General features: G+C 72.8%; 24 protein-coding genes. 9 read left to right on the top strand and 15 right to left on the bottom strand.

What is annotated here, in order from left to right; all coding sequences use genetic code 11:
• The first annotated feature begins 38 nt into the window (after positions 1–38).
• Positions 39–383 (top strand): rhodanese-like domain-containing protein, encoded by a 345-nt coding sequence (locus OG625_RS19525; RefSeq protein WP_329382483.1) that lies wholly within the window; start codon positions 39–41, stop codon positions 381–383.
• A 4-nt stretch (positions 384–387) separates the two neighbouring features.
• On the opposite strand, the gene OG625_RS19530 is transcribed toward OG625_RS19525, so the two are convergent.
• The 6 genes from OG625_RS19530 to paaA form a co-directional block, all read right to left on the bottom strand.
• Positions 388–1,530, bottom strand: a complete 1,143-nt coding sequence (locus OG625_RS19530; protein ID WP_329382488.1) for an acyl-CoA dehydrogenase family protein — start codon at positions 1,528–1,530, stop codon at positions 388–390.
• A 73-nt stretch (positions 1,531–1,603) separates the two neighbouring features.
• The gene (locus tag OG625_RS19535; RefSeq protein WP_329382490.1) at positions 1,604–2,707 is read right to left on the bottom strand and encodes a 2Fe-2S iron-sulfur cluster-binding protein; all 1,104 of its coding nucleotides are present in this window, start codon (positions 2,705–2,707) and stop codon (positions 1,604–1,606) included.
• On the bottom strand, positions 2,708–3,214 hold the full coding sequence (gene paaD / locus OG625_RS19540) for a 1,2-phenylacetyl-CoA epoxidase subunit PaaD (RefSeq protein WP_329382493.1): 507 nt from the start codon (positions 3,212–3,214) through the stop codon (positions 2,708–2,710).
• Positions 3,208–3,954 carry a 1,2-phenylacetyl-CoA epoxidase subunit PaaC gene (paaC, locus tag OG625_RS19545; RefSeq protein WP_329382495.1) on the bottom strand — a complete coding sequence of 249 codons (747 nt, stop codon included), beginning with the start codon at positions 3,952–3,954 and terminating at the stop codon, positions 3,208–3,210. Before paaC ends, paaD begins: the two co-directional genes overlap by 7 nt.
• Positions 3,951–4,235 carry a 1,2-phenylacetyl-CoA epoxidase subunit PaaB gene (gene paaB, locus OG625_RS19550; RefSeq protein ID WP_030009045.1) on the bottom strand — a complete coding sequence of 95 codons (285 nt, stop codon included), beginning with the start codon at positions 4,233–4,235 and terminating at the stop codon, positions 3,951–3,953. The genes paaC and paaB overlap by 4 nt, the downstream gene beginning before the upstream one ends.
• Complete coding sequence (gene paaA / locus OG625_RS19555) at positions 4,232–5,242, bottom strand: 1,2-phenylacetyl-CoA epoxidase subunit PaaA (RefSeq protein WP_443067738.1); 1,011 nt, start codon at positions 5,240–5,242, stop codon at positions 4,232–4,234. The genes paaB and paaA overlap by 4 nt, the downstream gene beginning before the upstream one ends.
• A 136-nt stretch (positions 5,243–5,378) precedes the next feature.
• On the opposite strand from paaA, the gene OG625_RS19560 reads away from it, so the two are divergent.
• The 3 genes from OG625_RS19560 to OG625_RS19570 all read left to right on the top strand — a co-directional run bounded on the left by OG625_RS19560 (position 5,379) and on the right by OG625_RS19570 (position 8,351).
• Positions 5,379–6,050, top strand: coding sequence for a DUF5819 family protein (locus OG625_RS19560; RefSeq protein ID WP_329382501.1), 672 nt, complete (start codon positions 5,379–5,381; stop codon positions 6,048–6,050).
• Positions 6,038–7,210, top strand: a complete 1,173-nt coding sequence (locus tag OG625_RS19565) for an HTTM domain-containing protein (protein ID WP_443067739.1) — start codon at positions 6,038–6,040, stop codon at positions 7,208–7,210. The genes OG625_RS19560 and OG625_RS19565 overlap by 13 nt, the downstream gene beginning before the upstream one ends.
• A 379-nt stretch (positions 7,211–7,589) precedes the next feature.
• Positions 7,590–8,351 carry a TrmH family RNA methyltransferase gene (locus OG625_RS19570; RefSeq protein ID WP_329382504.1) on the top strand — a complete coding sequence of 254 codons (762 nt, stop codon included), beginning with the start codon at positions 7,590–7,592 and terminating at the stop codon, positions 8,349–8,351.
• Positions 8,352–8,354: 3 nt separating this feature from the next.
• Here the strand turns inward: OG625_RS19570 and paaN are convergent, their stop codons facing one another.
• A complete protein-coding gene (paaN, locus tag OG625_RS19575; RefSeq protein WP_329382507.1) occupies positions 8,355–10,046 on the bottom strand; it encodes a phenylacetic acid degradation protein PaaN in 1,692 nt (563 codons plus the stop codon).
• 124 nt (positions 10,047–10,170) lie between these two features.
• On the opposite strand from paaN, the gene OG625_RS19580 reads away from it, so the two are divergent.
• Positions 10,171–11,718: a 3-hydroxyacyl-CoA dehydrogenase gene (locus OG625_RS19580; protein ID WP_329382510.1), complete on the top strand. Its 1,548-nt coding sequence runs from the start codon at positions 10,171–10,173 to the stop codon at positions 11,716–11,718.
• On the top strand, positions 11,715–12,302 hold the full coding sequence (locus OG625_RS19585) for a TetR/AcrR family transcriptional regulator (RefSeq protein ID WP_329382513.1): 588 nt from the start codon (positions 11,715–11,717) through the stop codon (positions 12,300–12,302). Before OG625_RS19580 ends, OG625_RS19585 begins: the two co-directional genes overlap by 4 nt.
• A gap of 60 nt (positions 12,303–12,362) precedes the next feature.
• On the opposite strand, the gene OG625_RS19590 is transcribed toward OG625_RS19585, so the two are convergent.
• Positions 12,363–12,941, bottom strand: coding sequence for an Lrp/AsnC family transcriptional regulator (locus OG625_RS19590; RefSeq protein ID WP_329382516.1), 579 nt, complete (start codon positions 12,939–12,941; stop codon positions 12,363–12,365).
• 203 nt (positions 12,942–13,144) lie between these two features.
• On the opposite strand from OG625_RS19590, the gene pdhA reads away from it, so the two are divergent.
• Genes pdhA through OG625_RS19605 form a run of 3 tightly spaced genes read left to right on the top strand, consistent with a single transcriptional unit; the run spans position 13,145 to position 16,661 of the window.
• A complete protein-coding gene (gene pdhA, locus OG625_RS19595) occupies positions 13,145–14,278 on the top strand; it encodes a pyruvate dehydrogenase (acetyl-transferring) E1 component subunit alpha (RefSeq protein ID WP_329382519.1) in 1,134 nt (377 codons plus the stop codon).
• Between the two features lie 47 nt (positions 14,279–14,325).
• Positions 14,326–15,294 (top strand): alpha-ketoacid dehydrogenase subunit beta, encoded by a 969-nt coding sequence (locus OG625_RS19600; RefSeq protein WP_329390786.1) that lies wholly within the window; start codon positions 14,326–14,328, stop codon positions 15,292–15,294.
• Positions 15,294–16,661 (top strand): dihydrolipoamide acetyltransferase family protein, encoded by a 1,368-nt coding sequence (locus tag OG625_RS19605; RefSeq protein ID WP_329382522.1) that lies wholly within the window; start codon positions 15,294–15,296, stop codon positions 16,659–16,661. The genes OG625_RS19600 and OG625_RS19605 overlap by 1 nt, the downstream gene beginning before the upstream one ends.
• A 304-nt stretch (positions 16,662–16,965) precedes the next feature.
• Here OG625_RS19605 and OG625_RS19610 read toward each other — a convergent pair whose 3' ends face one another.
• The 7 genes from OG625_RS19610 to OG625_RS19640 all read right to left on the bottom strand — a co-directional run bounded on the left by OG625_RS19610 (position 16,966) and on the right by OG625_RS19640 (position 26,116).
• Positions 16,966–17,952, bottom strand: coding sequence for an NAD(P)H-quinone oxidoreductase (locus OG625_RS19610; protein WP_329382524.1), 987 nt, complete (start codon positions 17,950–17,952; stop codon positions 16,966–16,968).
• Between the two features lie 34 nt (positions 17,953–17,986).
• Positions 17,987–19,087, bottom strand: a complete 1,101-nt coding sequence (locus OG625_RS19615) for a potassium channel family protein (protein ID WP_329382527.1) — start codon at positions 19,085–19,087, stop codon at positions 17,987–17,989.
• Positions 19,075–20,424 (bottom strand): molybdopterin molybdotransferase MoeA, encoded by a 1,350-nt coding sequence (locus OG625_RS19620; protein WP_329382530.1) that lies wholly within the window; start codon positions 20,422–20,424, stop codon positions 19,075–19,077. The genes OG625_RS19615 and OG625_RS19620 overlap by 13 nt, the downstream gene beginning before the upstream one ends.
• Complete coding sequence (locus tag OG625_RS19625) at positions 20,421–21,290, bottom strand: NTP transferase domain-containing protein (protein WP_329382532.1); 870 nt, start codon at positions 21,288–21,290, stop codon at positions 20,421–20,423. The genes OG625_RS19620 and OG625_RS19625 overlap by 4 nt, the downstream gene beginning before the upstream one ends.
• A 604-nt stretch (positions 21,291–21,894) precedes the next feature.
• Entirely contained in the window at positions 21,895–22,428 is a 534-nt protein-coding gene (locus tag OG625_RS19630; RefSeq protein WP_329382534.1) for a bacterial proteasome activator family protein, read from the bottom strand.
• A gap of 80 nt (positions 22,429–22,508) precedes the next feature.
• Complete coding sequence (locus OG625_RS19635) at positions 22,509–25,268, bottom strand: ABC transporter permease (protein WP_329390790.1); 2,760 nt, start codon at positions 25,266–25,268, stop codon at positions 22,509–22,511.
• A gap of 101 nt (positions 25,269–25,369) precedes the next feature.
• The gene (locus OG625_RS19640; RefSeq protein ID WP_329382536.1) at positions 25,370–26,116 is read right to left on the bottom strand and encodes an ABC transporter ATP-binding protein; all 747 of its coding nucleotides are present in this window, start codon (positions 26,114–26,116) and stop codon (positions 25,370–25,372) included.
• Positions 26,117–26,119 lie beyond the last annotated feature (3 nt).

Raw genomic sequence — 26,119 nt, forward strand, 5'->3', positions numbered from 1 at the left:
AGGTTGGGGGTCGGATCTGTGATGAGAGAAGGCGACGTATGAACTTCGGACCGCTTCCCTCGGTGGACGCCGCCGCGGTGCCCTCCGAAGGCTTTGTCCTGGACGTCCGTGAGGACGACGAATGGGCGGCTGGGCATGTCGAGGGTGCGCTGCACATCCCGATGAGCGACTTCGTGGCCCGCTTCGGCGAGCTGACGGAGGCCGTCGAGGACGGCCGCCGGGTGCACGTGATGTGCCGGGTGGGCGGGCGTTCCGCGCAGGTCACCCAGTACCTGGTGCGCCAGGAGATCGACGCCGTGAACATCGACGGCGGGATGCAGGCCTGGGAGCGTGCCGGGCGCCCGATGGTGACGGAGAGCGGGAACCCGGCCTTCGTGCTGTAGCCCGTCAGGCGAGGGGATGGGCGGCCAGGAGGTCGCCCAGGGCCTCCTCGTGCGCCGCGGCCGGGCCGAGCTGGAGTTCCAGCTGCTTGGCCCAGGCGTGGTAGCGGTGCAGCGGGTAGTCGGTGTCGGCGCCGAAGCCGCCGTGGAGGTGCTGGGCGGTCTGTACGACCCTGCGTACGCCCTCCGAGGCCCAGATCTTGGCGACCGCGACGTCACCGGAGCTCGGCAGCGGGCCGCCCGCGCCCGCGGTCGCCGCGTCGAGCCGCCACGCGGCCTGCCAGAGGGTGACCTCCATGGCGCGCAGGTCGATGTAGCGGTCCGCGGCCTGGACGGCGACGGCCTGGAAGGTGGCCACCGGGAAGCCGAACTGCTCGCGCTTGCTGGTGTATTGGCTGGTCATCGACAGGACGCCTTCGCCAAGGCCCAGGGCCAGGGCGCAGGTTCCGGTGGCGAGGAGCTGGCGCAGCCGCTCCCAGGCGTCCGGGGTGTCGATGAGGTGGGTCGTGGCCACCCGTACGCCGTCCAGGGAGAGTTCGGCGAGCCGCTCCCCGCTGGTGGAGACCTGGTCGGCGAGCGTGAGGCCGCAGGCGGTGCGCGCGACGAACGCGAGGACGGCTTCGCCTTCCCCGGTGTGGGCCGGTACGGCGATCCAGTCGGCGCTCTGCGCCCAGGGCACGGCGGTCTGGGTGCCGTCCAGGATCCACTCGGTACCGTCCCGGCGGGCGGTGACCGAGAGTTCGGCCGGGTCGTGGCCGGAGCGGCCGTGCGCGGCGGCGGTCAGGACGATGGTGCCGCGCCCGGCGCCGGGCAGCAGGGCGGCGGCCAGTTCGGGGCTGCCGTGGGCCTGGACGGCCATGGCGGTGGCGCAGTGCTCCAGCAGTGGCACCCGGGCCAGTACCTTCGCGGCCTCGCGCAGCACCAGGCACAGGGCGATGGTGTCCAGGCCGGCGCCGCCGTGTTCCTCGGCGAGTACCAGGCTCAGCAGGTCGGATGCGGCCAGCTTGGCCCACAGCGGCCGGTCGAAGTCGTCGGCGACGGCCCCGGGGGTGAGCGCGGGGCTGGGCACGCCGTCGGCCGCGACGTCCGCGAACACGGCCTTCGCCGCTTCGACGGCCGCCTGCTGCTCCTCGGTGAAGGTGAAGTCCACTGCCTGTCCTCCCGTTCTGGTCTGACGGTGCGTCAAGATAGAACACGTTCTTGAAAAAGGACAGGCTGCCCGCTCAGCGGTCGAAGTCGATCTCCACTTCCTCCGTCACGGCGTGCGACTGGCAGGCCAGCACGAAACCGGCCTCCGTCTCCTCGGACTCCAGCGCGAAGTTCCGCTCCATCGTGACCTCGCCCGACACCACGAACGCCCGGCAGGTGCCGCAGACCCCGCCCTTGCAGGCGTACGGGGCGTCCGCGCGGTTGCGGAGCACCGCGTCCAGCAGGGACTCGCCGTCCTGGACCGGCCAGGTGCCGGAGCGGCCGTCGAGGCGGGCGGTGACCCGCACGTGGGAGGCGGCCGTCGAAGCCGCCTTGCGGACGGGGGCGGCGGTGTCCTCGACGTGGAAGATCTCCTCGTGCACCCGGGTCCGGACGACCCCCAGCGCGGCGAGGGCCCGCTCCGCGCCCTGCACCAGCCCGTAGGGGCCGCACAGGAACCAGCCGTCCACCTCCGCCACCGGCAGCAGCGCGGGCAGCAGGCCCGTCAGGCGCTCCTCGTCCAGCCGGCCGGAAGGCAGCCCGGCCTCCTGCTCCTCGCGGGAGAGGACCGTCACCAGCTGGAAGCGGGCCGGGTAGCGGTCCTTGAGGTCGGCGACCTCCTCCAGGAACATCGTCGATGCCGCCGTGCGGTCGCTGCGGACCAGGCAGAAGCGGGCGTCGGGCCGGGCGGCGAGGAGGGTCGCCGCGATCGACAGCACCGGGGTGATGCCGCTGCCGCCGACGATCGCCGCGTAGCGCCCCGCGGCCGGGGCGGCGGCCGCCTCCAGCACGAAGCGCCCGGCCGGGACCATGACGTCCAGCACGTCCCCGGCGAGGATCTCCTTGTGGGCGAACGTGGAGAACTCGCCGCCCTCCACCAGCCGCACCCCGACCCGCAGCAGCTCCGGGCCCGGGCCCTGCGGCATCGGGGCGGGGGAGCAGATCGAGTAGGTGCGCCGGATCTCCGCTGCTCCCTCGGGGGCGGTGCGGCGCAGGGTCAGGTGCTGGCCGGGGGCATGCCGGTAGTCCTCGCGCAGTTCCTCGGGGACCCGCAGGGTCAGGGCCACCGAGTCGTCGGTGAGCCGGTCGACTGCCGCCACCGTCAGCGGGTGGAACGCGCCGTGGCGGGGGGCGGCCATCTAGAGCTCCTTGAAGTGGTCGAACGGTTCGCGGCAGGCGACGCAGCGGCGCAGCGCCTTGCACGCGGTGGAGGAGAACCGGCTGAGCAGTTCGGTGTCGGTCGATCCGCAGTTCGGGCAGCGGACGGACAGGGTGAGCGGGACCGGCCCGCCGGCGGCGTGCGGCCGGGGCGGGGCGATGCCGAACTCGGCGAGCTTGCGGCGGCCCTCGGCGCTGATGTCGTCCGTGGACCAGGCGGGGGACAGCACCGTGGTGACCCGCACCTCGGGTATGCCGTGGCCGGTCAGGGCCCGCTCGATGTCGGCGGACATGGCCTCGATGGCCGGGCAGCCGGTGTAGGTGGGGGTGAGGGTGACCTCGGCGTGGCCGTCCTCGTGCATCCGCACCCCGCGCACCACGCCGAGCTCCCCGAGGGTGAGCACGGGCAGTTCGGGGTCGGGCACGGATCCGGCCAGCTCGGCCAGCTCCGCCTCCAGCCGGGTCGTTCCGGCGGCGGTGGTCACCATGACGCCCCCGGGTGGCTGCGGTGCAGGTGCTGCATCTCGGCGAGCATCCGGCCGAAGGACTCGGTGTGCAGGCCCTGGCGGCCGGCGCCGGCGGCCCAGGCCCCGGCGCGGGGCCCTTCGGGCAGGGCGAGCCCGGCCCGCTCGAGTACGCCGCCCACCGCGGCCAGCCAGCGCTGTTCCAGGGCGGCCCAGTCGACGTCGTCGAGCCCGGCCACCGGCTGGAACATCTCCCCGGTGAACTTCCACAGCGCGGCCAGCGCGGCCAGCATGCGGGAGCGGCTCTCCTGCGTGCCGTCGCCGAGGCGCAGGGTCCACTGCTCGGCGTGGTCGCGGTGGTACGCGGTCTCCTTGACGGCCTTGGCCGCCAGGGGTGCGAACGGGCCGTCGCCGCGCGCCAGGTCGCCGTACAGCTCGTGCTGGTAGAAGGAGAAGAAGAGCTGGCGGGCGATGGTGTGGGCGAAGTCGCCGTTGGGCTGCTCGACCAGCTGGAGGTTGCGGAAGGAGCGCTCCTCGCGCAGGAACGCCAGCTCGTCCTCGTCGCCCGCCATGGACAGCAGGATGCGGGCCTGGCCGAGCAGGTCGAGGGCGATGTTCGCGAGGGCGACCTCCTCCTCCAGGACGGGGGCGTGCCCAGCCCATTCGCCGAGGCGGTGGGACAGGATCAGCGCGTCGTCGCCGAGGGGGAGGGCGGCCGAGATGCTGACGGTGTGGGCGTCGGTGTGGGCGTCGGTGCCGGTCACAGGTGGCTCACCCCCTCCGGGATGTCGTAGAAGGTGGGGTGGCGGTACGGCTTGTCGGCGGACGGGGCGAAGAAGGGGTCGCGCTCGTCCGGCGAGGAGGCCGTGATCTCCGTGGAGGGCACGACCCAGATGGAGATGCCCTCGCCGCGCCGGGTGTACAGGTCGCGGGCGTTGCGCAGGGCCATTTCCGCGTCGGGGGCGTGCAGGCTTCCCGCGTGCGTGTGCGAGAGGCCTCGCCGCGAGCGCACGAACACCTCCCACAGGGGCCAGTTCTGCGTCATACCCGTGCCTCCACGTCGTTCTCTGCGTTCTCTGCGTTCCCTGCGGCGGCGTTCGCCGCTTGCTTCTCCGCGTACGCCGCGGCCGCGTCGCGCACCCAGGCGCCTTCCTCGTGGGCCGTGCGCCGCTGGCTGAGCCGCTGCTCGTTGCACGGGCCGTTGCCCTTGAGGACGTCCCAGAACTCGGCCCAGTCGATGGCGCCGAAGTCGTGGTGGCCACGCTCCTCGTTCCACTTGAGGTCCGGGTCGGGCAGGGTCAGGCCCAGGGCCTCGGCCTGCGGGACGGCGATGTCCACGAACCGCTGGCGCAGCTCGTCGTTGGAGTGCCGCTTGATCCGCCAGGCCATCGACTGCGCCGAGTGCGAGGACTCGTCGTCCGGGGGGCCGAACATCATCAGGGAGGGCCACCACCAGCGGTCCACCGCGTCCTGCGCCATCGCGTGCTGTTCCTCGGTGCCCTTGGAGAGGGCCATGAGGAGCTCGAAGCCCTGGCGCTGGTGGAAGGACTCCTCCTTGCAGATCCGGACCATGGCGCGGGCGTAGGGCCCGTAGGAGCAGCGGCAGATCGGCACCTGGTTGGTGATCGCCGCGCCGTCCACGAGCCAGCCGATCGCGCCGACGTCCGCCCAGGTCAGGGTGGGGTAGTTGAAGATCGAGGAGTACTTCTGCTTGCCCGCGTGGAGCATGTCGAGCAGCTCGTCGCGGCTGGTGCCGAGGGTCTCGGCCGCGCTGTAGAGGTACAGCCCGTGGCCCGCTTCGTCCTGGACCTTGGCCATCAGGATGGCCTTGCGGCGCAGCGAGGGGGCGCGGGTGATCCAGTTCGCCTCCGGCTGCATGCCGATGATCTCGGAGTGGGCGTGCTGGGCCATCTGGCGGACCAGCGTCGCCCGGTACGCCTCCGGCATCCAGTCGCGCGGTTCCACGCGCTCCTCCGCCGCCACGGCCGCGTCGAACGCCGCTGCGAGCTGTGCGCTCATGTCCGGATCTGTCTCCGGGGTCACTGCCACCATCCCGGCCCCTCGATGAAGAGTCTGCTGCCGACCGACCGACCGATCGTTCGGTTCATGCTCTTCAATGGTGAGACGGCGGCCCGTAGGGTGTCAACCTCTGTGGTCAACCCTGTGGACGCCGGACGATCGGGGCGGGATGGATTCGTACGAGCACGAGAGCGCCGGAGGGGCCCCCGAGCCGCCCCCGCGGGCGCCCGGGATCGCCGGTCTGTCCACCCCGTACCGGGTCGTCACCGCCCTCGCCCTGGGGGCCGTGGGCGTGGCCGCCTGCGCGCACCTGGCGCTGGTCTTCCTGCACGTCGCCCCGTCCAACACGGTGAGCAAGCAGCACGCGGAGACGGTCGACGACTGGATCTATCCCGAGTTCGAACAGAACTGGAAGCTCTTCGCGCCGAACCCGCTCCAGCAGAACATCGCCGTGGAGGTGCGCGCCCAGGTGCGCACCGCCGGCGGCGAGCTGGTCACGACCGACTGGCGCGACCTGAGCGCCGAGGACGGCGCGGCCATCCGGCACAGCCTGCTGCCGAGCCACACCGAGCAGAACGAGCTCCGCAGGGCCTGGGACTTCTTCACGGGCTCCCACGACGAGGAGAACAAGCCGACCGGGGAGCGCGGCGAGCTGTCCGAGGAGTACCTGCGGCGGATCGCGGTGGACCGGCTGACCCCGGACCGCTCGGGCGGCGAGGGCCGCCGGCTCTTGAGGGTGCAGCTGCGCTCGGCGACGACGGCGGTGGCCGCGCCGAAGTGGAGCGACGAGACCACCGACACCCAGACGTACTACCGGGAGCTGCCGTGGTGGACCGTGTGAGAGCCGGTCTGGCGAGGGGGCTGGGACAGGTCACGGGGCGGGCGCTGGGCCCGTACCAGAGCGCCGTGGTGCGCATCGGTTTCGCCGGTACGTGGCTCTTCTTCCTGCTGCGGGAGTTCCCGAACCGCGCCGAGCTGTACGGGCCCGACGGGCCGTGGAGCTGGGAGCTCGCCGAGCGGCTGACGGTCTCCAACGGGGCCTTCAGCGTGCTGATGTGGTCCGACTCGGCGGTGTGGTTCGAGATCGTCTACGCGGTCGCCGTGCTGGCGAGCGTCGGGCTGCTGCTGGGCTGGCGGACCAGGGCCATGTCGGTGGTGTTCATGGTCGGGGTGCTGTCCCTGCAGAACCGCAGCGTCTTCATGGGCGACGGCGGGGACAACGTCATCCACCTGATGGCGATCTACCTGGTGCTGACGCGGTGCGCGCAGGTGTGGTCGCTGGACGCGCGCAGGGCCCGTACGCGCGGCTCGACGACGGCCGGGGCGGCCGGGCCGGTGCTGTGGGGCGTGCTGGGGGCGGTGTACGCGTACGGGGCGGCGACCGGGCGGTTCAGCGCGGGCTGGCTGGCGGCGTTCGCGGCGGTGTGGGTGATGTGCGGGCTGTGGTGGCTGGTGGAGCGCCACGAGCCGGAGGGGGAGGGGCGGGCCGTCCTGGACGTCCTGGCCAACCTGCTGCACAACGCGGGAATGCTGGTGATCATGGCGGAGGTCTGCCTGATCTACGCGACGGCGGGCTGGTACAAGATCCAGGGCTCGCGGTGGCAGGACGGGACGGCCCTGTACTACCCGCTGGGGCTGGACTACTTCACACCGTGGCCGGGGCTGTCGGGGATGCTGGCGGGCAGCGGGACGGTGGTGATGCTGCTGACGTACGGGACGGTGGCGGTGCAGGTCGCCTTTCCGTTCACGCTGTTCAACCGGCGGATCAAGAACGTGCTGCTCGGGGTGATGGTGCTGGAGCACGCGGGGATCGCGGTGCTGCTGGGGTTGCCGTTTTTCTCTTTGGCGATGATCGCCGCCGATGCGGTGTTTCTGCCGACGGGGTTTTTGGTGTGGGTGGGGGTGCGGGTGGCCGCGGCGCGGTTCGGGTGGCGGCGGCGGGCCGTGCCGGAGCCGGCCCTTGCTCCTGCGGAGCTGGCCCCGAGCCCGGCCGGCCGCTGAGGCGGGCCCTGCGGGAGCCTGTCCCCGACCCGCCCTTCCTCCGTTCCTCCCCCAGCTACCGCTGGGAGGTGCCCCCAGGGGCTCCGCCCCAGACCCTCCCCCAGACTCCGTCTGGGGGGACCCCCAGTCCTCAAACGCCGGACGGGCTGAAAGACCCGGGGCTCCGCCCCAGACCCCGCGCCTCAAACGCCGGCGAGGCTTGATTTGGCCGGCGTCAGTCGGAAAGTGCGCGCAGCGCAACCTTGGGCCCCCGGCACCCCCCCAGCCTCGCCGGCGTTTGAGGCGCGGGTCCGGGCAGAGCCCGGGGAACGGTGGAAGGGCGGGTCGGGGAGAGGCCCCGCGCAGCGGTCGGAACGGGGCTGGACCGTAGGGTCAGGGCATGAGTGAGCAGCAGAGCCCCGAGGAGATCGTGCGGGAGTGGCAGGGGGCCGTCGGGGGCGGGGATCTCGTGGTGCTCGACGGGTTTCATGCCCTGAAGCACGCCCTGCGCTTCGGGGCCGACGTGCGGATGGTCGTCGCCGATGCGCCCGATGACGTACGGGGGCTCGCCCGTGAGCTGGCTCCGGACGTCGAGGGGGAGGTGGCCCGGCTGGTACGGCCGGCGCAGCTCAAGGAGCTGCTGGGGCGCGTGCACCCCACCGGGGTCGCCGCGCTCGCCGTGCGGCCCGATCGGGCGCAGGGGATCGCGCGGCTGGGCCGGATGCCGCGGAAGGCGCCGGTCGTCGTGCTCGACAACCCCCGCAACCTCGGCAACGTCGGCGCCGTCGTGCGGCTCGCCGCCGGCTTCGGTGCCACCGGGGTCGTGACCCGGGGCGACCTCGACCCCTGGCACCCGAACGTGGTCCGGGCCGGGGCCGGGCTGCACTACGCGACCACGGTGGAGCGGCTGGAACTGGACGAGCTGCCGCCCGGGCCGCTGTACGCGCTCGACCCGGAGGGTGAGGACATCCGTGCCCTCACCCTCCCCGACGACGCTCTGCTCGTCTTCGGCTCGGAACGCCACGGGATCTCGCCCGAGCTGCGCGCCCGGGCCGACCACCTGGTGTCCCTGCCGATGCGGCCGCAGGTCTCCAGCTACAACCTGGCGACGAGCGTCGCGATGGCGCTGTTCCACTGGGGTGGGCCGAACGAGATGGGTTAGGGGTTAGGCCTGGCGGCGGACTTCCACCACGCGGAAGCGGTTCGAGACGAACGCGCCGTCGCACAGTGCCGCGTTGGCCGCCGGGTTGCCGCCGGAGCCGTGGAAGTCCGAGAAGGCCGCGGTCTGGTTGACGTAGACCCCGCCGGTCAGGTTCAGGGAGAGCTGCGCGGATTCCTCCAGGCAGACCTCCTCGATGGCCCGCTCGGTGTCCGGGGAGGTGGTGTACGCGCCGACCGTCATGGCGCCCTTCTCGCGGACCGTGCGACGCAGGAGGTCCAGGGCGTCGGCGGTGGAGTCCACGGCCACCGCGAAGGAGACCGGGCCGAAGCACTCCGAGAGGTAGGGCGCCTCCGGGTCCGGCTTGGACGCGTCCAGCTTGACCATGACCGGCGTGCGGACCACCGCGTCCGGGAACTCGGGGTTCACGACCTCGCGGGAGGGCAGCGCGACCTCGCCGAGGGAGGCCGCGGCCTCCAGGCGGGTCTTGACGTCCGGGTTGACCAGGGCGCCGAGCAGCGCGTTGGCCCGGGCGTCGTCGCCGAGCAGGCCGCCGACGGAGGCCGCGAGGTCGGCGACGACCTCGTCGTACGTCTTGCGGCCGGCGTCGGTGTCGATGCCGTCGCGCGGGATCAGCAGGTTCTGCGGGGTAGTGCACATCTGGCCGCTGTAGAGGGACAGCGAGAAGGCCAGGTTGGACAGCATGCCCTTGTAGTCGGAGGTCGAGTCGATGAGGACGGTGTTGACGCCGGCCTTCTCGGTGTAGACCTGCGCCTGGCGGGCGTTGGCCTCCAGCCAGTCCCCGAACTCCGTCGAGCCGGTGTAGTCGATCAGCTTGATCTCGGGGCGGACCGCGAGGGTCTTGGCGATGCCTTCGCCCGGGCGCTCGACGGCGAGGGCCACCAGGTTCGGGTCGAAGCCGTTCTCGGCGAGGACCTCACGGGCCACCTGCACCGTGAGCGCCAGCGGGAGGACGGCTCGCGGGTGCGGCTTGACCAGGACCGGGTTGCCCGTGGCCAGGGAGGCGAACAGGCCCGGGTAGCTGTTCCAGGTGGGGAAGGTGTTGCAGCCGATCATGAGCGCGATGCCGCGCGGGACCGCGGTGAAGGTCTTGCCGAGCTCCAGCGGGTCCTTCTTGCCCTGCGGCTTCGACCAGTCGGCCTGTCCCGGGACCCGGGTCTGCTCCTCGTACGCGTAGGCCACCGCTTCCAGGCCGCGGTCCTGCGCGTGGGGGCCGCCCGCCTGGAACGCCATCATGAAGGCCTGGCCGCTGGTGTGCATGACCGCGTGCGCGAACTCGTGCGTGCGGGCGGAGATCCGCGACAGGATCTCGACGCAGACCAGGGCGCGGGCCTCGGGGCCCGCGTCGCGCCAGGCGCCCATGCCGGACTTCATTGCGGGCAGCAGTACGTCCATGTCCGCGTGCGGGTACTCCACGCCGAGCTCCGGGCCGTACGGGGACACCTCGCCGCCGGTCCATCCGTCGGTGCCGGGCTGGTCCAGCTCGAACCGGGTGCCAGCCAGGGCCTTGAAGGCGGCGAGCCCGTCGGCGGGGGCGGTCTCGCCGTACGCCTTGGGGTGCTCGGGGTGCGGGGACCAGTAGGCGCGGCTGCGGATCGCCGACAGGGCCTGGTCCAGGGTGGGCCGGTGCTTTTCGGCGAGCGCGGACAGCTGGGGGACGGTGGGATCGGCGGCCATCAGGGACCAACTCCTCGTTGAGCCGGGCGAAGGAGAGCAGACTGGAGTTAGAGTAACCGAACGATCGGTCGGGACAAGAGGGCCCGGCAGGCCTGTGGATAAGTCGGTGCGGGAGGATCAGGACATGACAGCAATCGAGCGGTCCCGCACAGTGGCGGTCATCGGCGCGGGAACCATGGGGCAGGGCATCGCGCAGGTCGCCCTCCTCGCAGGTCACCGCGTGCTGATCTACGACATCGACGCCTCCCTCGCCGCCGACGGCGTTTCCTTCGTACAGGACCGCGTCGAGCGGATGGCCGCCAAGGGCCGCCTCGATCGAGCCGAGGCCGAGGACGCGATCGGCCGAATCGATTCGGCCGGTGTCCTCGCGGAGCTGGCCGACGCCGCCCTCGTCGTCGAGGCCGTCGTCGAGAACGTCGGCGTCAAGAGCGCGCTCTTCAAAGCGCTCGAAGAGGTGGTTTCGCCGGACGCGCTGCTGGCCACCAACACCTCCTCCCTCTCCGTCACCGAGCTCGCCGCCGGTCTCGCGCACCCCGGCCGCTTCCTCGGCCTGCACTTCTTCAACCCGGCCCCGCTGCTCCCGCTCGTCGAGGTGGTCAGCGGTTTCGCGACCGACCCGGCCGCCGCCGACCGCGCGTACCGCACCGTCCTCGGCTGGGGGAAGACCCCGGTCCGCTGCGCCGACACCCCGGGCTTCATCGTCAACCGGATCGCCCGCCCCTTCTACGCCGAGGCCTTCGCGGTCTTCGAGGAACAGGGCGCCGACCCGGCCACCATCGACGCCGTGCTCCGCGAGAGCGGCGGCTTCAAGATGGGCCCGTTCCAGCTGACCGACCTGATCGGCCAGGACGTCAACGAGGCCGTCACCCGCTCGGTGTGGGAGTCCTTCTTCCGCAGCCCCAAGTTCACCCCGTCCCTCGCGCAGCGCCGACTGGTCCAGTCGGGCCGCCTCGGCCGCAAGTCGGGGCACGGCTGGTACCCGTACGGCCCGGACGCGAAGGTGCCCGGCCCGCACACGGCCGGCCCCGAGGACGCCCCGGAGAAGGTCACCGTCGTCGGCGACCTGGGGCCCGCGGCGGAGCTGACCGACCTCCTGGAGGAGGCCGGGATCTCGGTCAAGGCCACCGAGCACGGAGGCCCGTACATCCAGCTGCCCGGCGAGGGCCAGCTGGTCCTCGCGGACGGCAAGACCTCCGTGGAGTTCGCGGACGTCGTCTACTTCGACCTCGCGCTCGACTACCGCTCGGCCACCCGGATCGCGCTCTCCGCCAGCGCGGACACCAGCGAGCGGACCCTCGCCGAGGCGATCGGGCTGTTCCAGCGGCTCGGCAAGCAGGTCTCCGTCATCGGCGACGTCCCCGGCATGATCGTCGCCCGGACCGTCGCGATGCTGATCGACCTGACGGCCGACGCCGTCGCGCGCGGGGTCGCCTCCGCCGAGGACATCGACACGGCGATGAGGCTCGGGGTCAACTACCCGGTGGGCCCGGCCGAATGGCACGACCGGCTCGGCCGGGACTGGGCGTACGACCTGCTGCACCACCTCGACGAGCGCTGTCCCGGCGGCCGGTACGCGCCCTCGCTCGCGTTGTTCAAGCTGGGCTACGAGGCGGGCGACGACGACGCCATGGTGGACGAGACGGCTGACGAGGACGCGGGGGATACGGAATGACGACGGCCAAGCGGGACACCTACACGCCCGAGACGCTGCTGTCCGTGGCCGTCCAGGTCTTCAACGAGCGCGGCTACGACGGCACGTCGATGGAGCACCTGTCCAAGGCCGCCGGCATCTCGAAGTCCTCGATCTACCACCACGTCACGGGCAAGGAGGAGCTGCTGCGCCGCGCCGTCAGCCGCGCCCTCGACGGCCTCTTCGCGGTCCTGGAGGAGCCGGGGGCGATACGGGGCCGGGCGGTCGAGCGCGTCGAGCACGTCACGCGCCGCACGGTCGAGGTCCTGGTCTCGGAGCTGCCGTACGTGACGCTGCTGCTGCGCGTGCGCGGCAACACCCGCACCGAGCGGTGGGCGCTGGAGCGCCGCCGCGAGTTCGACCACCAGGTGGCTGACCTGCTCAAGGCCGCCGCGGCCGAGGGCGACCTGCGGGCGGACGTGGACATCCGGCTCGCCACCCGCCTGCTCTTCGGCATGGTGAATTCCCTGGTCGAGTGGTACCGCCCGCACCCGGGCACGAGCCACTCCCAGCTCGCCGACGCGGTGGTCCACATGGCCTTCGACGGGCTGCGCACGGCCCGGTAATCCGGGGGTGCCCGGTAACCCGGGGCAGCTCTCGGACGGGCGGGGCGGCTCCCGGACGGCCTAGTCCTCCGAGATCGCCGGCGTGCCCGTCTGGCCCGGGGCGGGGTCCAGGAGGTCCGTTTCCTCGAAGACCAGCAGCGTGCGGGTGGAGAGGACCTCCGGGATGGACTGGAGGCGGGTCAGGACCAGCTCGCGCAGGGTGCGGTTGTCCGGGGTGTGGACCAGCAGCAGGACGTCGAAATCTCCGCTGACCAGGGCGATGTGCGCGGCGCCCGGGAGCTCGCGGAGCTTCTCGCGGACCGTGCGCCAGGAGTTCTGGACGATCTTCAGGGTGATGTACGCGGAGGCCCCCTGGCCTGCCCTTTCGTGGTTCACGCGGGCCGTGAACCCCCGGATGACCCCGTCGTCGATGAGCCGGTTGATCCGGGCGTAGGCGTTCGCGCGCGAGACGTGCACCTGCTCCGCCACGGACCGTATCGACGTCCGGCCGTCCGCCTGGAGCAGTCTGATGATCGACCGGTCGATCGGGTCCAGCGACCGGGGTGCGGCGGACGCGGCGGGTGGTGCCGGTGGGGCCACTGGGGCGCCTCCCGGTGGGACCGGTCCCGAACCCGCTCCGGCCATTTGTTCATCCGGCATTGCCCGATGCCTCCCTCTCCTGGACGTCCTGCATCCATCCCAGAGCCCCGGCGCCCGTTTGTCCACAGCCTGGCGCCGCCTGTAGCCAAATTGCGCGGACAACCGAACAATCGGTAGGTGAGGCGCCTCACACTCCCCCAGCTACCGCTGGGGGTACCCCCAGGGGCGCCCAGACGACTTCCCACGAGGAGGTGTACGCCGCCATGACGGTCCAAGAGCTGCCCGGTGCCGGTGCGTCCCACCGTTCCACCCCGCCCGCCTGGAGGCCCCGTACGGACGCCGCTCCACTGCTGCCCGACGCCGAGCCCTACCGGGTCCTCGGAACCGAGGCGGCCGACCGGCTCGACCCCGCGCTGATGCGCCGCTGCTACGCCGAACTGGTGCGCGGCCGTCGCTACAACGCCCAGGCCACCGCGCTGACGAAGCAGGGCAGACTCGCCGTGTATCCGTCCACGGTCGGGCAGGAGGCGTGCGAGATCGCGGCGGCGCTCGTGCTGGAGGAGCAGGACTGGCTCTTCCCCAGCTACCGCGACACCCTGGCGGCCGTGGCGCGCGGCCTGGACCCCGTACAGGCACTGACCCTGCTGCGCGGCGACTGGCACACCGGCTACGACCCCCGCGAGCACCGGATAGCCCCGCTGTCCACCCCGCTCGCCACCCAGCTGCCGCACGCCGTGGGCCTGGCCCACGCCGCCCGGCTGCGCGGGGACGACGTCGTCGCCCTGGCCATGGTCGGCGACGGCGGCACCAGCGAGGGCGACTTCCACGAGGCGCTGAACTTCGCCGCCGTCTGGCAGGCCCCGGTGGTCTTCCTCGTGCAGAACAACGGCTTCGCGATATCCGTCCCGCTCGCCAAGCAGAGCGCCGCCCCGACACTGGCCCACAAGGCCGTCGGATACGGCATGCCCGGCCGGCTGGTCGACGGCAACGACATCGCGGCGATGCACGAGGTACTGGCAGAGGCCGTGCGGCGGGCCCGGTCCGGCGGCGGTCCGACCCTGATCGAGGCCGTCACGTACCGGATGGAGGCCCACACGAACGCCGACGACGCGACCCGCTACCGGGGCGACGCCGAGGTCGAGGCCTGGAAGGCGCACGACCCGGTCGAGCTGCTGGAGCGCGAGCTGACCGCGCGCGGGATCCTCGACGAGGCGGGCGTGCAGCAGGCGCGCGACGACGCCGAGGCGATGGCCGCGGCCCTGCGCGAGGGCATGAACGCGGACCCCGTGCTGAACCCGATGGACCTGTTCGAAAACGTCTACGCGGAGCAGACCGGCGTGCTGCGCGAGCAGGCGGCCATGCTGCGAGCCGAGCTGGAAGCCGAGGACCAGGAGTGACGACGGTGGCGGCGAAGTCCGCGAAGTCGGGGGTCAAGCCCGCGACGATGGCGCAGGCCCTGACCCGGGCCATGCGCGACGCGATGGCCGAGGACCCGACGGTCCACGTCATGGGCGAGGACGTCGGCACGCTCGGCGGGGTCTTCCGGATCACCGACGGGCTCGCGAAGGAGTTCGGCGAGGACCGCTGCACGGACACCCCGCTCGCCGAGGCCGGGATCCTGGGCGCGGCGGTCGGCATGGCCATGTACGGGCTGCGTCCGGTCGTGGAGATGCAGTTCGACGCGTTCGCGTACCCGGCCTTCGAGCAGCTGATCTCGCACGTCGCGAAGATGCGCAACCGCACGCGCGGCGCGATGCCGCTGCCCATCACCATCCGCGTGCCGTACGGCGGCGGGATCGGCGGCGTGGAGCACCACTGCGACTCCTCCGAGGCGTACTACGTGGCCACGCCCGGCCTGCACGTGGTGACCCCGGCGACCGTCGAGGACGCGTACGGGCTGCTGCGCGCGTCGATCGCGAGCGACGACCCGGTGGTCTTCCTGGAGCCGAAGCGGCTGTACTGGTCGAAGGCCGACTGGTCGCCGCAGGCCCCTGCGGCCGTTCCGGGCATCGGGAAGGCCCTGGTGCGGCGGGCGGGCACGAGTGCCACGCTGATCACGTACGGGCCTTCGCTGCCGGTGTGCCTGGAGGCGGCCGAGGCGGCGCGCGAGGAGGGCTGGGACCTGGAGGTCGTGGACCTGCGCTCGCTGGTGCCGTTCGACGAGGAGACGGTCGTGGAGTCCGTACGCCGTACCGGGCGCGCGGTCGTGGTCCACGAGGCCAACGGCTTCGGCGGACCGGGCGCGGAGATCGCCGCCCGCGTCACGGAGCGGTGCTTCCACCACCTGGAGGCGCCGGTGCTGCGGGTGACGGGCTTCGACATCCCGTACCCGCCGCCGATGCTGGAGAAGCACCACCTGCCCGGTGTGGACCGGATCCTGGACACCGTGGCCCGCCTGCAGTGGGAGAACTGATGCCGCAGGTAATGGAGTTCAAGCTTCCCGACCTCGGGGAGGGCCTGACCGAGGCCGAGATCGTCCGCTGGCTGGTGGCGGTGGGTGACGTCGTCGCCATCGACCAGCCGGTGGTCGAGGTCGAGACGGCCAAGGCGATGGTGGAGGTTCCGTGCCCCTACGGGGGTGTCGTCACCGCCCGCTTCGGGGAGGAGGGCACGGAACTCCCCGTCGGGGCGCCGCTGATCACCGTGGCGGTGGGTGTTTCGGAGGCCGGGTCGGCCGGTGCGGTGACCGATGACGCCGCCGGCGCCGCTGCTGCTGCCGAGTCGGGGAACGTGCCCCGGCCCCTGATCGGTTACGGCACGGACCACTCGCGCCCGGCGCGTCGGCGACGGGTGCGACCCGTCACCGCAGCGGTTTCGGCGCCGGTGGCACCGGCGGTGCCGGTCGTTCCGGTGGCGCCCGTTGTTCCGGTGGTTCCCGTCGCTCCTGTTGCCGCGGCCGGGCCCGTGCCGGTGATTTCGCCGCTGGTGCGGAAACTGGCGCGGGACGGCGGGGTCGACCTGCGCGGGCTGTCGGGATCGGGGCCGGACGGGCTGATCATGCGGGCGGACGTCGAAGCGGCGCTGGCCGCGCTGCGGGAGCCGCAGCCGGTGGCAGCCGTTCCGGTTGCCGCGCCGGTGGCTTCGGCCGCTCAGGGTGACCGCGTGCCGCTCAAGGGCGTGCGCGGGGCCGTCGCGGAGAAGCTGTCGCGCAGCCGGCGGGAGATCCCGGACGCCACCTGCTGGGTCGACGCGGACGCCACCGAGCTGATGGCCGCGCGGGCCGCGATGAACGCGGTGGGCGGGCCCAAGATCTCGGTGCTGGCGCTGCTGGCCCGGATCTGCACGGCCGCGCTCGCGAAGTACCCGGAGCTCAACTCCACGGTGGATCTGGCGGCGAACGAGATCGTCCGGCTGCCCTCGGTGAACCTGGGCTTCGCCGCCCAGACGGAGCGGGGCCTGATGGTCCCGGTCGTGCGGGACGCGCACACGATGAGCCCTGAGGCGTTGTCGGGGGAGTTCGCCCGGCTGACGGAGCTGGCGCGGGGCGGGAAGCTGTCCCCGGCCGACCTCACGGGTGGGACGTTCACCCTGAACAACTACGGGGTGTTCGGGGTCGACGGCTCGACGCCGATCATCAACCACCCGGAGGCGGCCATGCTCGGGGTGGGGCGGATCATGGCGAAGCCGTGGGTGCACGGGGGTGAGTTGGCGGTGCGGCAGGTCGTGCAGCTGTCGCTGACCTTCGACCACCGGGTGTGCGACGGGGGTACGGCGGGTGGGTTCCTCCGCTACGTCGCGGATTGCGTCGAGTCGCCGGCGGTGCTGCTGCGCAGCCTGTAGCCGTCCGGCGGGTGCGGGGTGGGGTGTGGGTGGGTGCGGGTTCCGCTGCGCGGAGCTGGTCCCCGCCCCACCCTTTCTCCGTTTCCCGGGCTCTGCCCGGACCCGGTCCTCAAACGCCGGACGGGCTGGATTCTGGCCCATGTCGTCCGCCTGGCGAGGGGGTTCGGGGGCAGCGCCCCCGACAGCGGCGCCGGACACGATGCCCGGTGGTGCCCCGTCAGGGGGTGAATGAAGACCGGCGAACCGTCCTGGCCGACGCGGCCCCCTCGAAGTCCCGCCCTGGAAGGGCTGGTGGCCGCCGCCCTCAGGCCGCCGGAACCGTGAGCAGCACCTTGCCCACGTGGCTGCTCGCCTCCAGCACGCGGTGGGCCTCGGCCGCCTCCGTGATCGGGAAGGTCTCGTGGACCACCGGGCGGACCCGGCCGGTGGACACCAGGGGCCACACGTGTTCGCGTACCGCGGCGACGATGGCCGCCTTCTCCTCCAGCGGGCGGGCCCGCAGGGTGGTCGCGGTGATCGCGGCCCGCTTGCCCATCAGCGCGGCCAGGTTCAGCTCGGCCTTCACCCCGCCCTGGAGGCCGATCACCGCGAGCCGGCCGTTCACCGCGAGGGCGGTCACGTTCCGGTCGAGGTACTTCGCGCCCATGATGTCCAGGATCACGTCCGCCCCGGCCCCGCCGGTGGCCGCCTTGATCTCCTCCACGAAGTCCTGCTCGCGGTAGTCGATCAGGACGTCCGCGCCCAGCTCCGCGCAGCGCGCCAGCTTCTGCGGTCCGCCGGCCGTCACCGCGACCTTCGCACCCACCGCCTTGCCCAGCTGGATCGCCATGGTCCCGATGCCGCTGGACCCGCCGTGCACCAGCAGCGTCTCCCCGGGGCGCAGTCCGGCCACCATGAACACGTTGGACCAGACCGTGGCGGCCGCCTCGGGGAGCGAGGCCGCCGTCACCAGGTCCACGCCCGCCGGTACCGGCAGCAGCTGCCCCGCGGGGACGGCCACCCGCTGCGCGTAGCCGCCGCCCGACAGGAGCGCGCACACCTCGTCGCCCACCGCCCAGCCGGACACCCCGGGACCGATCGCGGAGATGCGCCCGGAGCATTCGAGGCCGGGGTGGGGGGAGGCGCCGGGCGGCGGGTTGTAGAACCCCTGGCGCTGCAGGAGGTCGGCGCGGTTCACGGCGCTCGCCGCGACCTCGACGAGGACCTCGCCCTCGCCCGCCACCGGATCGGGTACGTCGGTCCAGACGAGGGCCTCGGGGCCGCCGGGCTGCTCGATGGTGATCGCATGCATGGCCCGGAGGCTAGCCGAGCCGCATCGCACCCGACTACTCGACGGGGCCCAGTATCACCGGTGCCGAAGCGGACGGGGCGGCGCGGACGATGGTGATGAGACGGTCCGTCAGCTGGAGCGGGCTCGCGTGCGGATCGTCGTAGGGCAGCAGGCGGTGTCCGCGCAGCACGCTCACCACCAGGTCGCCGGTGTCCCGCACCGACTTGCCCACCTCGGCCTTGGTCACGGGCCGTTCGATGAGGTCGAGGCCGCTGCCTTGCTGGATCAGGTCCTCCATCACGGTGCCCGCGCTCGGGCTGAGCACCGACAGACCCAGCAGCCGGCCGGCCGCGCTCGCGCTCGTGATGACCGCGTCGGCGCCGGACTGGCGCAGCAGCGGCGCGTTCTCCTCCTCGCGGACGGCGGCGACGATCTTCGCGCCCCGGTTGAGCTGGCGGGCCGTCAGGGTGACCAGCACCGCCGTGTCGTCCCGCTGCGTGGCGATGATGATCTGCCGGGCCTTCTGCAGCTCGGCGCGCAGGAGTACGTCGGAGCGGGTGGCATCGCCGACCACGCCCGTGAACCCCTCCGAGTTGGCGATGTCGATCACCTTGGCGCTGGGGTCGACGATGACGACCTGCTCCCGGGAGAGGCCGGTGGACAGCAGGGTCTGCAGGGCGGAGCGGCCCTTGGTACCGAAGCCGACGACGACCGTGTGGTCACGCAAGTTCTTCCTCCAGCGGCTCAGCCGCCACTCTTCCCTCGTCCGTTCCGTGAGGACTTCCAGGGTGGTGCCGACCAGGATGATCAGGAACAGCACGCGCAGGGGCGTGATCAGCAGGACGTTGACCAGTCGTGCGCTGTCGCTGTACGGGACGATGTCGCCGTAGCCGGTCGTCGAGAGCGTCACGGTCGCGTAGTAGACGCAGTCGAGGAAGTCGACCGTCTCGTTGGCGTTGTCGTGGTAACCCTCGCGGTCCGTCCACACGATCAGCACCGTCAGGCACATCACGAACAGGGCCATCAACAGGCGCCGGGACACCTGCCGCAGGGGTTTCTCGACGACGCGCCTGGGCAGTTTGATGCGCCGGGAGACGAGTTTCTCGTCCGCGCCGCGGGCCATGGCGTCTTGGCCGTGAAGTTTCACGTGAAACATCCCCCCGAGGCCCAGGGCAGATCCAGGATCTCCAGTTCCTGCCCGGACCGAGCTCCGTTCGGTGGTACGACGGCCAGCGCGTCGGCGGCCGCGACACCGCGCAGCATCGCGGGGCCGTTGTAGCGCAGCGGGACCGCGTGCTCGTCGCCCAGCATCACCGGGACGAGCCGGGTGTCGTACGGGTGGCCCGGTACGTCGCCCTGGACCGTCGCCGTGTAGCGGGGGCGCCGGCGGCGGCCGGCGAGGGCGCGCAGCAGGGGGTCGGCCAGGGTCAGCAGTCCGGAGACGGCGGCGAGCGGATTGCCGGGCAGCCCCACCAGGTGCCGTCCGTCGGCCCCGTCGCCGATCCGGGCCAGCAGCATCGGGTGCCCGGGGCGCACGGCGACCCCGTCGACGAGCAGTTCGGCGCCGGCCAGTTCCAGCACGGGGTGGACGTGGTCGACGGGCCCGGAGGCGGTGCCGCCGGTGGTGACGATGACGTCGGCGGTGGAGGTGGTGATCGCCTTGAGGAGGGCCTCGACGCCGGCGGGGTCGTCGCCGAGCCGCCGGGTGGCGATGACCTCGGCGCCGAGCCGGGTGAGCCAGGGTCCCAGCATCGGGCTGAGCGCGTCGCGGATCAGGCCGTCGTGCGGGAGGCCGTCGGTGAGCAGCTCGTCGCCGAGCACCAGGATCTCCACGCGGGGCCGGGGCCGGGTGGTCAGCTCGTCGTACCCGGCGGCCGCGGCGAGGCCGAGTACGGCCGGAGTGACCAGGGATCCGGCGGGCAGCAGCAGGTCGCCGGAGCGGCACTCCTGGCCGCGCGGGCGGATGTCCTGGCCGGTGGCCACGGGGCGCTCGGCGAAGAGCTGGGCGCCGGCCTCGCGGCTGTGCTCGCTGCGGATGACGGCGGTGGTGTCGGCGGGGATCCGGGCGCCGGTGGCGATCCGTACGGCCTCGCCGTCCGCGAGGGCCGCGGGCAGCTCGGTACCGGCGAGCACGCCCTCGCCGGGGCGCACGGTCCAGGGGCCGGGGCCGGCGACGGCCCAGCCGTCCATGGCGGAGGTGTCGAACGACGGCAGGTCGGTCAGGGCGTCCAGGGGCGCGGCCAGCACCTCGCCGAGGGCGTCCGCGAGGGGCACCCGGTGGGTACGGGCCCGGGCCCCGTTCCCGGCGTGGACGGAGGCCTCCCGGGCCCGCGTCCAGGCGGCCGAGCGGCGGCGGGAGGTGGAGCCGGTGCCGGTGCCGCCGGCCGAGGCGGAGCCGGAGCCGGGGCCGCTGTGCGGGTCTTGGCCGGGGTTGCCGCGGCTGACCAGGGCCAGGGCCTGGTCGAGGGCGTGTTCGGCGTCGGTGGGGGTCATCCGGAGCCGTCCTGTTTGGCGTCGGCTTCGGCTTCGGCGGCCCAGCGCAGCGCCAGGTCGGCGGCCTTGCGGGAGGCCTCGGCGACGGCTAGGGCGGGGTCGGCGCCGGTGGCTTGGGCTTGGGCGGCCGCGTAGCCGACGAGGAAGGTGGTCAGCGGAGCGGCGGGCCGGGCGACGCCGTGGGCGGCGTCACGGGCGAGGTCGAGCAGGGTCTTGGTGTCGACGGTGAGGTCGATGCCCAGCTCGTTCTTGACGGCGGTGATCCATTGGTCCAGCACTGTTCCATGCTCCCTGATCCGGGCCCGGGCGACTGCGAGATCCTCCCAGGTGTCGCAGTCGAAGGAGGCGAGGGGGGCCGCGTCGACGTGTGCGAGGTCGAGTTCGGCGGTGAGGGCGCGCAGCGGAAGCCCGCCGAGGCTGCCGTGCTCGGTGGCGAGCAGGGCGATCTCGCGGCGCAACGGCTCGGCCCGGTAGGCGGCGACGAGGGGCTGATCGCGGCCGTCGGCGTCCCGCAGCATCGCGCCGTCCCAGCCGTTCCCGCCGGGGGCGTTCAGCAGGGTCCGGACCGTGTCCCGGTCGAGGAACGGCAGGTCCGCGGAGAGTACGAGGACCAGCTCGGCCGTGGTCTCGCGGAGCCCGGCGTCCAGCGCGGCGACGGGGCCGGTGCCGGGCGGGTCCTCGCGGGTCCACCGCACCGGGCGCGAGGTGGGGTGCCGGCCGCCGACGACCACGGTGGTGCCGGCGTCCCGGCAGGCGTCGAGGACGCGGTCGAGGAGGGTGCGGCCGCCGACGCTCAGCGCGGGCTTGTCGGCCCCGCCGAGGCGGCGCGCGGCGCCGCCGGCCAGGACGATCGCGTCGTAACTCATGCCCCTGAGTATGCGCGGCTCATGTCCCCGGCGGGGAGCCGCGCTTACCGGCGCCTTATCCCTGTGTCAGGTGCGGCCCCGTTTCCCGGGGCTCGGCCCCGAGCCCGCACCTCAATCGCCGGCGGGGCTGGATGTGGCGTGCGCCGCGTGTCGGGCGCGCCTCAAAGATCCGGGGCTCCGCCCCGTGCCCCGCGCCTCAAACGCCGGCGGGGCTGGATGTGGCCGAGGCCGCCTGCCCCGGTGCGGCTCAAAGATCCGGGGCTCCGCCCCGTGCCCTCCCCCAGACTCCGTCCCGGGGGACCCCCACTCCTCAAACGTCGGAGGGGCTGGATTTGGCCGCTGCCGTCCGACAAGTGCGGCTGGATGTGGGCCTGCGTGAGCCTGCATGTGCGCGCAGCGCAAGCCTTGCGCCCGGGCGGGCTGGATGGCCCGGAGGGCAATTTCAGCCTCGCCGGCGTTTGAGGCGCGGGGTCCGGGGCGGAGCCCCGATCTTTGAGCCGCGCCGGCTATTCAGGCGCGGGTGGGGCCCCAGGGTGGGGGCCTGCGCAGCGCAAAGGCGGGGCCGGGGAGCCGGACCCGCCTTTGGACCGCTGACCGCCGGAGGCTAGAGGTACGGGCCCGAGCGGACCGGGCCGTGGCCGTCTTCGTCGTCCGTCGGGGCCCCCGGAGGCAGCGCCCGCCGCATCTGTTCCAGCTGCGCCCGCGCCGCCATCTGCTGCGCGAACAGGGCCGTCTGGATGCCGTGGAAGAGGCCCTCCAGCCAGCCCACCAACTGCGCCTGCGCGATGCGCAGTTCCGCTTCGGAGGGGATGGCCTCCTCGGTGAACGGGAGGGACAGGCGCTCCAGTTCCTCCACGAGCTCGGGGGCCAGGCCGTCCTCCAGCTCCTTCACCGAGGCGGCATGGATGTCCTTGAGCCGGACCCGGCTCGCCTCGTCGAGAGGCGCGGCACGTACCTCTTCCAGGAGTTGCTTGATCATGCTGCCGATCCGCATGACCTTGGCGGGCTGTTCGACCATCTCCGTCACCGGGACCTCGCGCGACTCGTCATCGGCGCCGCCGACCGCCATCCCGTCCTGTCCCACGATCAAGACGTTCGGGGGGCTGTCCTGCGACCGTTCACTCCTCGGCATCTCCATGCCGTCATTGTCTCGCACACCTTCGTCAGCAGACGTGTGCCCCCGTACGGGCGTGATCCACCCTGTACGGGGGCACGGGATCAGCCGGCCGTCCGCCGGGCGAGCGCCCCGCTCGAACGGGTGACCAGGGCGGCCAGCAGCGCCGCGCCCAGCGGGACGGCGACGAGCAGCCAGCCCAGGGTCTGCCACGGCACCGCGATCGGCACGTACGGGATCTCGTCCAGCGTCGTGAAGCCCCGCTGGACGCCCGACTCGAAGAGCGTCTCCATCTCGCGGCGCTGGGTGAGCCGCAGCCCCACCGCGGGCAGGATTCCGGCCGCCGAGCCCAGGACGACGCCCATCAGGGCGACCACCCCGCACTGGAAGCCGCTCAGCGTGCGCCGTACCCGCGGCGCCGCGCCCACCGCGGCGAGGGTCTTCAGGTCGGCCTCGGCGTCGGCCTGGGCGAGCCCGGTGGCGATGCCGGCCGCGCCGATGGTGACCAGTCCGGCGAAGACGGTGAGGGCGAGCAGGGTGAGGCTGTCGCTGCCCTCGTAACCCGCCTCGATGCGCACGTGGGCGTCCACGCCCATCCGGTCGTACTCACCGGCGAGCGTCTGGCGCTGCTCGCTGCTCGCGGTTCCGTCGAGGCTGAAGTAGGAGCCGTACGGTGCCGTGGTCAGCCCGGTCGCCTTGACGGCGGAAGCCGGCAGGATCGCCTGGATGCCCCAGCCCTCGGTGCCGTCGGGCACTTGGTGGACGGGGAGGACCTTGTCCACGCCCGGCGTGTCCTCGCCGGGCTTGCCGAAGCCGTTGGCCGCCTGCGGGTCGGTGATGATCCGCAGGGTGAGCTTGCCGTCCTTGACGTTGCGCCTGTCGAAGGAGACGGTCTGCCCGGCCTTGAGGGCGGCCACCGAGCCCGGATCGGTCACGGCGAGCACGGAGAGCAGCTTCTCGTCGGCGACGACGACGTCGTGCTGGCTGTGCCGGACCTGTCGGCAGCGCCAGTCCCGTGCCAGCTCCTTCCTCTGCTCCGCGGTGAAGGCATCGGGCCCGTTCACGGCTTCGTACAGCGGGCAGCGCTGATCCTTGGGCCTGATGACCTCGACCCGGCCGCAGCCCGGTTCCTCGGAGTACGACTCGCAGCCGGGCTTGCCGACGACGAGGCGGTCGACGTCCGCCCGCACGCCCAGCGGGAGTTGCTTGGCGAGGACCTCGCGCAGGGCGGGCACCTCCTTGTGTGCGCTGTTCTCGGAGGCTTCCAGCAGCCCGGTGCCGTGCGGCAGGTCGGCGACGTACGCGTGCCGGTTCTGCAGCTCCTGGCTGTGCGCGTACGTGGCCACCGCGACGGTTCCGGCGACGGCGGCCAGCACCGCGGCCACGGCGGGCGCCGTACGCCCCCGGTTGCGCACGGCGTCGCGCAGCGCGAGCCGCGGCGACAGCGGCAGCCACCGCCCGAGCCGCCCGAAGAGGCCGACCAGGACCGGGGTGAGGGCGACGACGCCGAGCTCGGCGAGGGCGCTGCCGGCCACGACCACGGCGGGGCCCATCCGCGAGGTGGTGCCGTACAGGGCGATCGCGGCGCCGCCGCCGACGGCGATCAGGCCGATGACGGGCAGGACCCGGTTGGCGCGGCGGACGCCGCGACGGCCGGTCAGCGAGGCCAGCACGGTCTGCCGGGAGGCGGTGACGGCCGGGACGATCGCGGCGAGCAGCCCGGTCACCACGGCGAGCAGGGCGATGCCGGCGAGTTCCAGCGGGCGGAAGTCGAAGCCGCCGAAGCGGTTGCCGAGGTACTCCTCCAGCACCGGCCGGAGCGCGACGGTGAGCGCGATGCCGACGGCGGTGCCGGTGACGGCGGCCACGGCGCCGATGACGAGGCCGCCGGAGAGCACGATGGAGCGGATGTGCCGCCGGTCGCCGCCGTTGGCGCCGACCAGGCCCAGCTGGCGGCGCGAGCGCCGGGCGCCGACCGCGAAGGCGGGTCCGGCGAGCAGGCAGATCTCCAGCATCGCGAGGCCCACGACGGTGGCCACGGTGGCCATCTCGACGACCGAGCCGCCGTCGCCGAGTTCGAAGCGCTCCTTCGGCTCCTGCTGGTACAGCGGTACGTCGGAGTCGGCGGGCGGGTCGAGGACCACGGCGCGGGAGACGACGACCAGGCCCTTGGCGTTGGCCGCCTTGACGATGTTCCACGTGAAACCATCGCCGCCGAGCTTGACCAGGTAGGAGTCCTCGGGGTGCAGGCCGGGTGCTCCGGAGGCCTGGAGGGCCTTGTCGAGCGGGGCGAACAGGGTCCCGGGCGGGGCGAGGAGCTCGTCCCGCTTCAGCTCGTCGGGCACCTCGTAGGCGCCGACGATCTTGTACGCGGAGTTCACGCCGCGCGGGGTGACCGAAGAGCCGACGTAGAGGCCGGAGTTCTCCAGGAAGGCGGTGGTGGCGATGACCTCGCCCGCGGTCTCCGGCAGCCGTCCGCGGTCGACGGTGATCAGGCCGGCCGTCAGCGGGCTGTGCGCGTCGAGTTCGCGCAGTTGGGTGTCGAGCAGCCCGTGCCTGGTGCGGACCTTGACGTAGCCGTGTGAGTCCTTGACCGCCTCGGCTCCGGCCGGGAGCGCCGAGCCCACCGGATCCTCCTGCTTGTCCTCCTTCGGCCTGGGCTTGGAGGCGTACTCCTCGAAGCCGCCGACCGGCGCGAAGCTGGAGCCGTCGGGCTTCTGGAGGATGGGCCCGCCCACGTGCGAGAGGCTCACCCGGGCGTCGGCGGCGCCGATCTGGCGGGTGAGCGCCTGCTCGGGGGAGAGTTCGGCGCTGCGCAGCGTGAGGTCGGCGGCGCTCACCCCGACGATCGGCAGGGCGAGCATCGCGAGGACCAGGGAGCTGCGGCCCTTGGCGCGCCAGGCGTCGCGGCGGGCGATGCGCAGCGCCGCGATCCAGGAGTGGTACCAGCCTTGGAGCGAGGAGGTCACGGGCGGGCCGCCTGCTCGGAGAGAAGCGAGTCGGGCCGGCTGCGCAGGGTCTCGTCGATCACGCTGCCGTCGCGGAGGAAGACCACGCGGTCGGCCCAGGCGGCGAACCGCGGCTCGTGCGTGACGAGGATCCCGGCCGCGCCGGCGTCGCAGCGCGAGCGCAGCAGCGCCAGGACGGACTCGCCGGTCTCGGAGTCGAGGGCGCCGGTGGGTTCGTCGGCGAGGACGAGGCGGCGGTCGCCGACCAGGGCGCGGGCGATGGCCACGCGCTGCTGCTGGCCGCCGGACATCTCGTCGGGGAAGCGGTCGGCGAGTTCGCCCAGGCCCATCTCCTCCAGTGCGGCGAGCGCGGAGACGCGGGCCTTGCGGGCGGAGACGCCGTCGAGTTCGCGGGGCAGGGCCACGTTCTCCGCGGCGGTGAGTGCCGGGATCAGGTTGTAGTCCTGGAAGACGTAGCCGATGCTGCGGCGGCGCAGGGCGGCCAGCTGCTTGCGGCTCGCGGTGGTGATGTCGGTGCCCTCGACGATCACCCGGCCGCTGGTCGGTACGTCGAGGCCGCCCGCGAGGGTGAGCAGCGTGGACTTCCCGGAGCCGGAGGGGCCCATGACGGCGACGAGTTCGCCGGGGTGGACGGAGAGGTCGATGCCGCGCAGGGCGTGGACTTCGGTGGCTCCGCTGCCGTGGGTGCGGACGAGCCGCTCCAACTGCAGTACGGGTTGCCGGGACTGGTGCTGTTCGGACATGAA

The sequence above is a fragment of the Streptomyces sp. NBC_01351 genome (assembly GCF_036237315.1).
Taxonomy (GTDB): domain Bacteria; phylum Actinomycetota; class Actinomycetes; order Streptomycetales; family Streptomycetaceae; genus Streptomyces.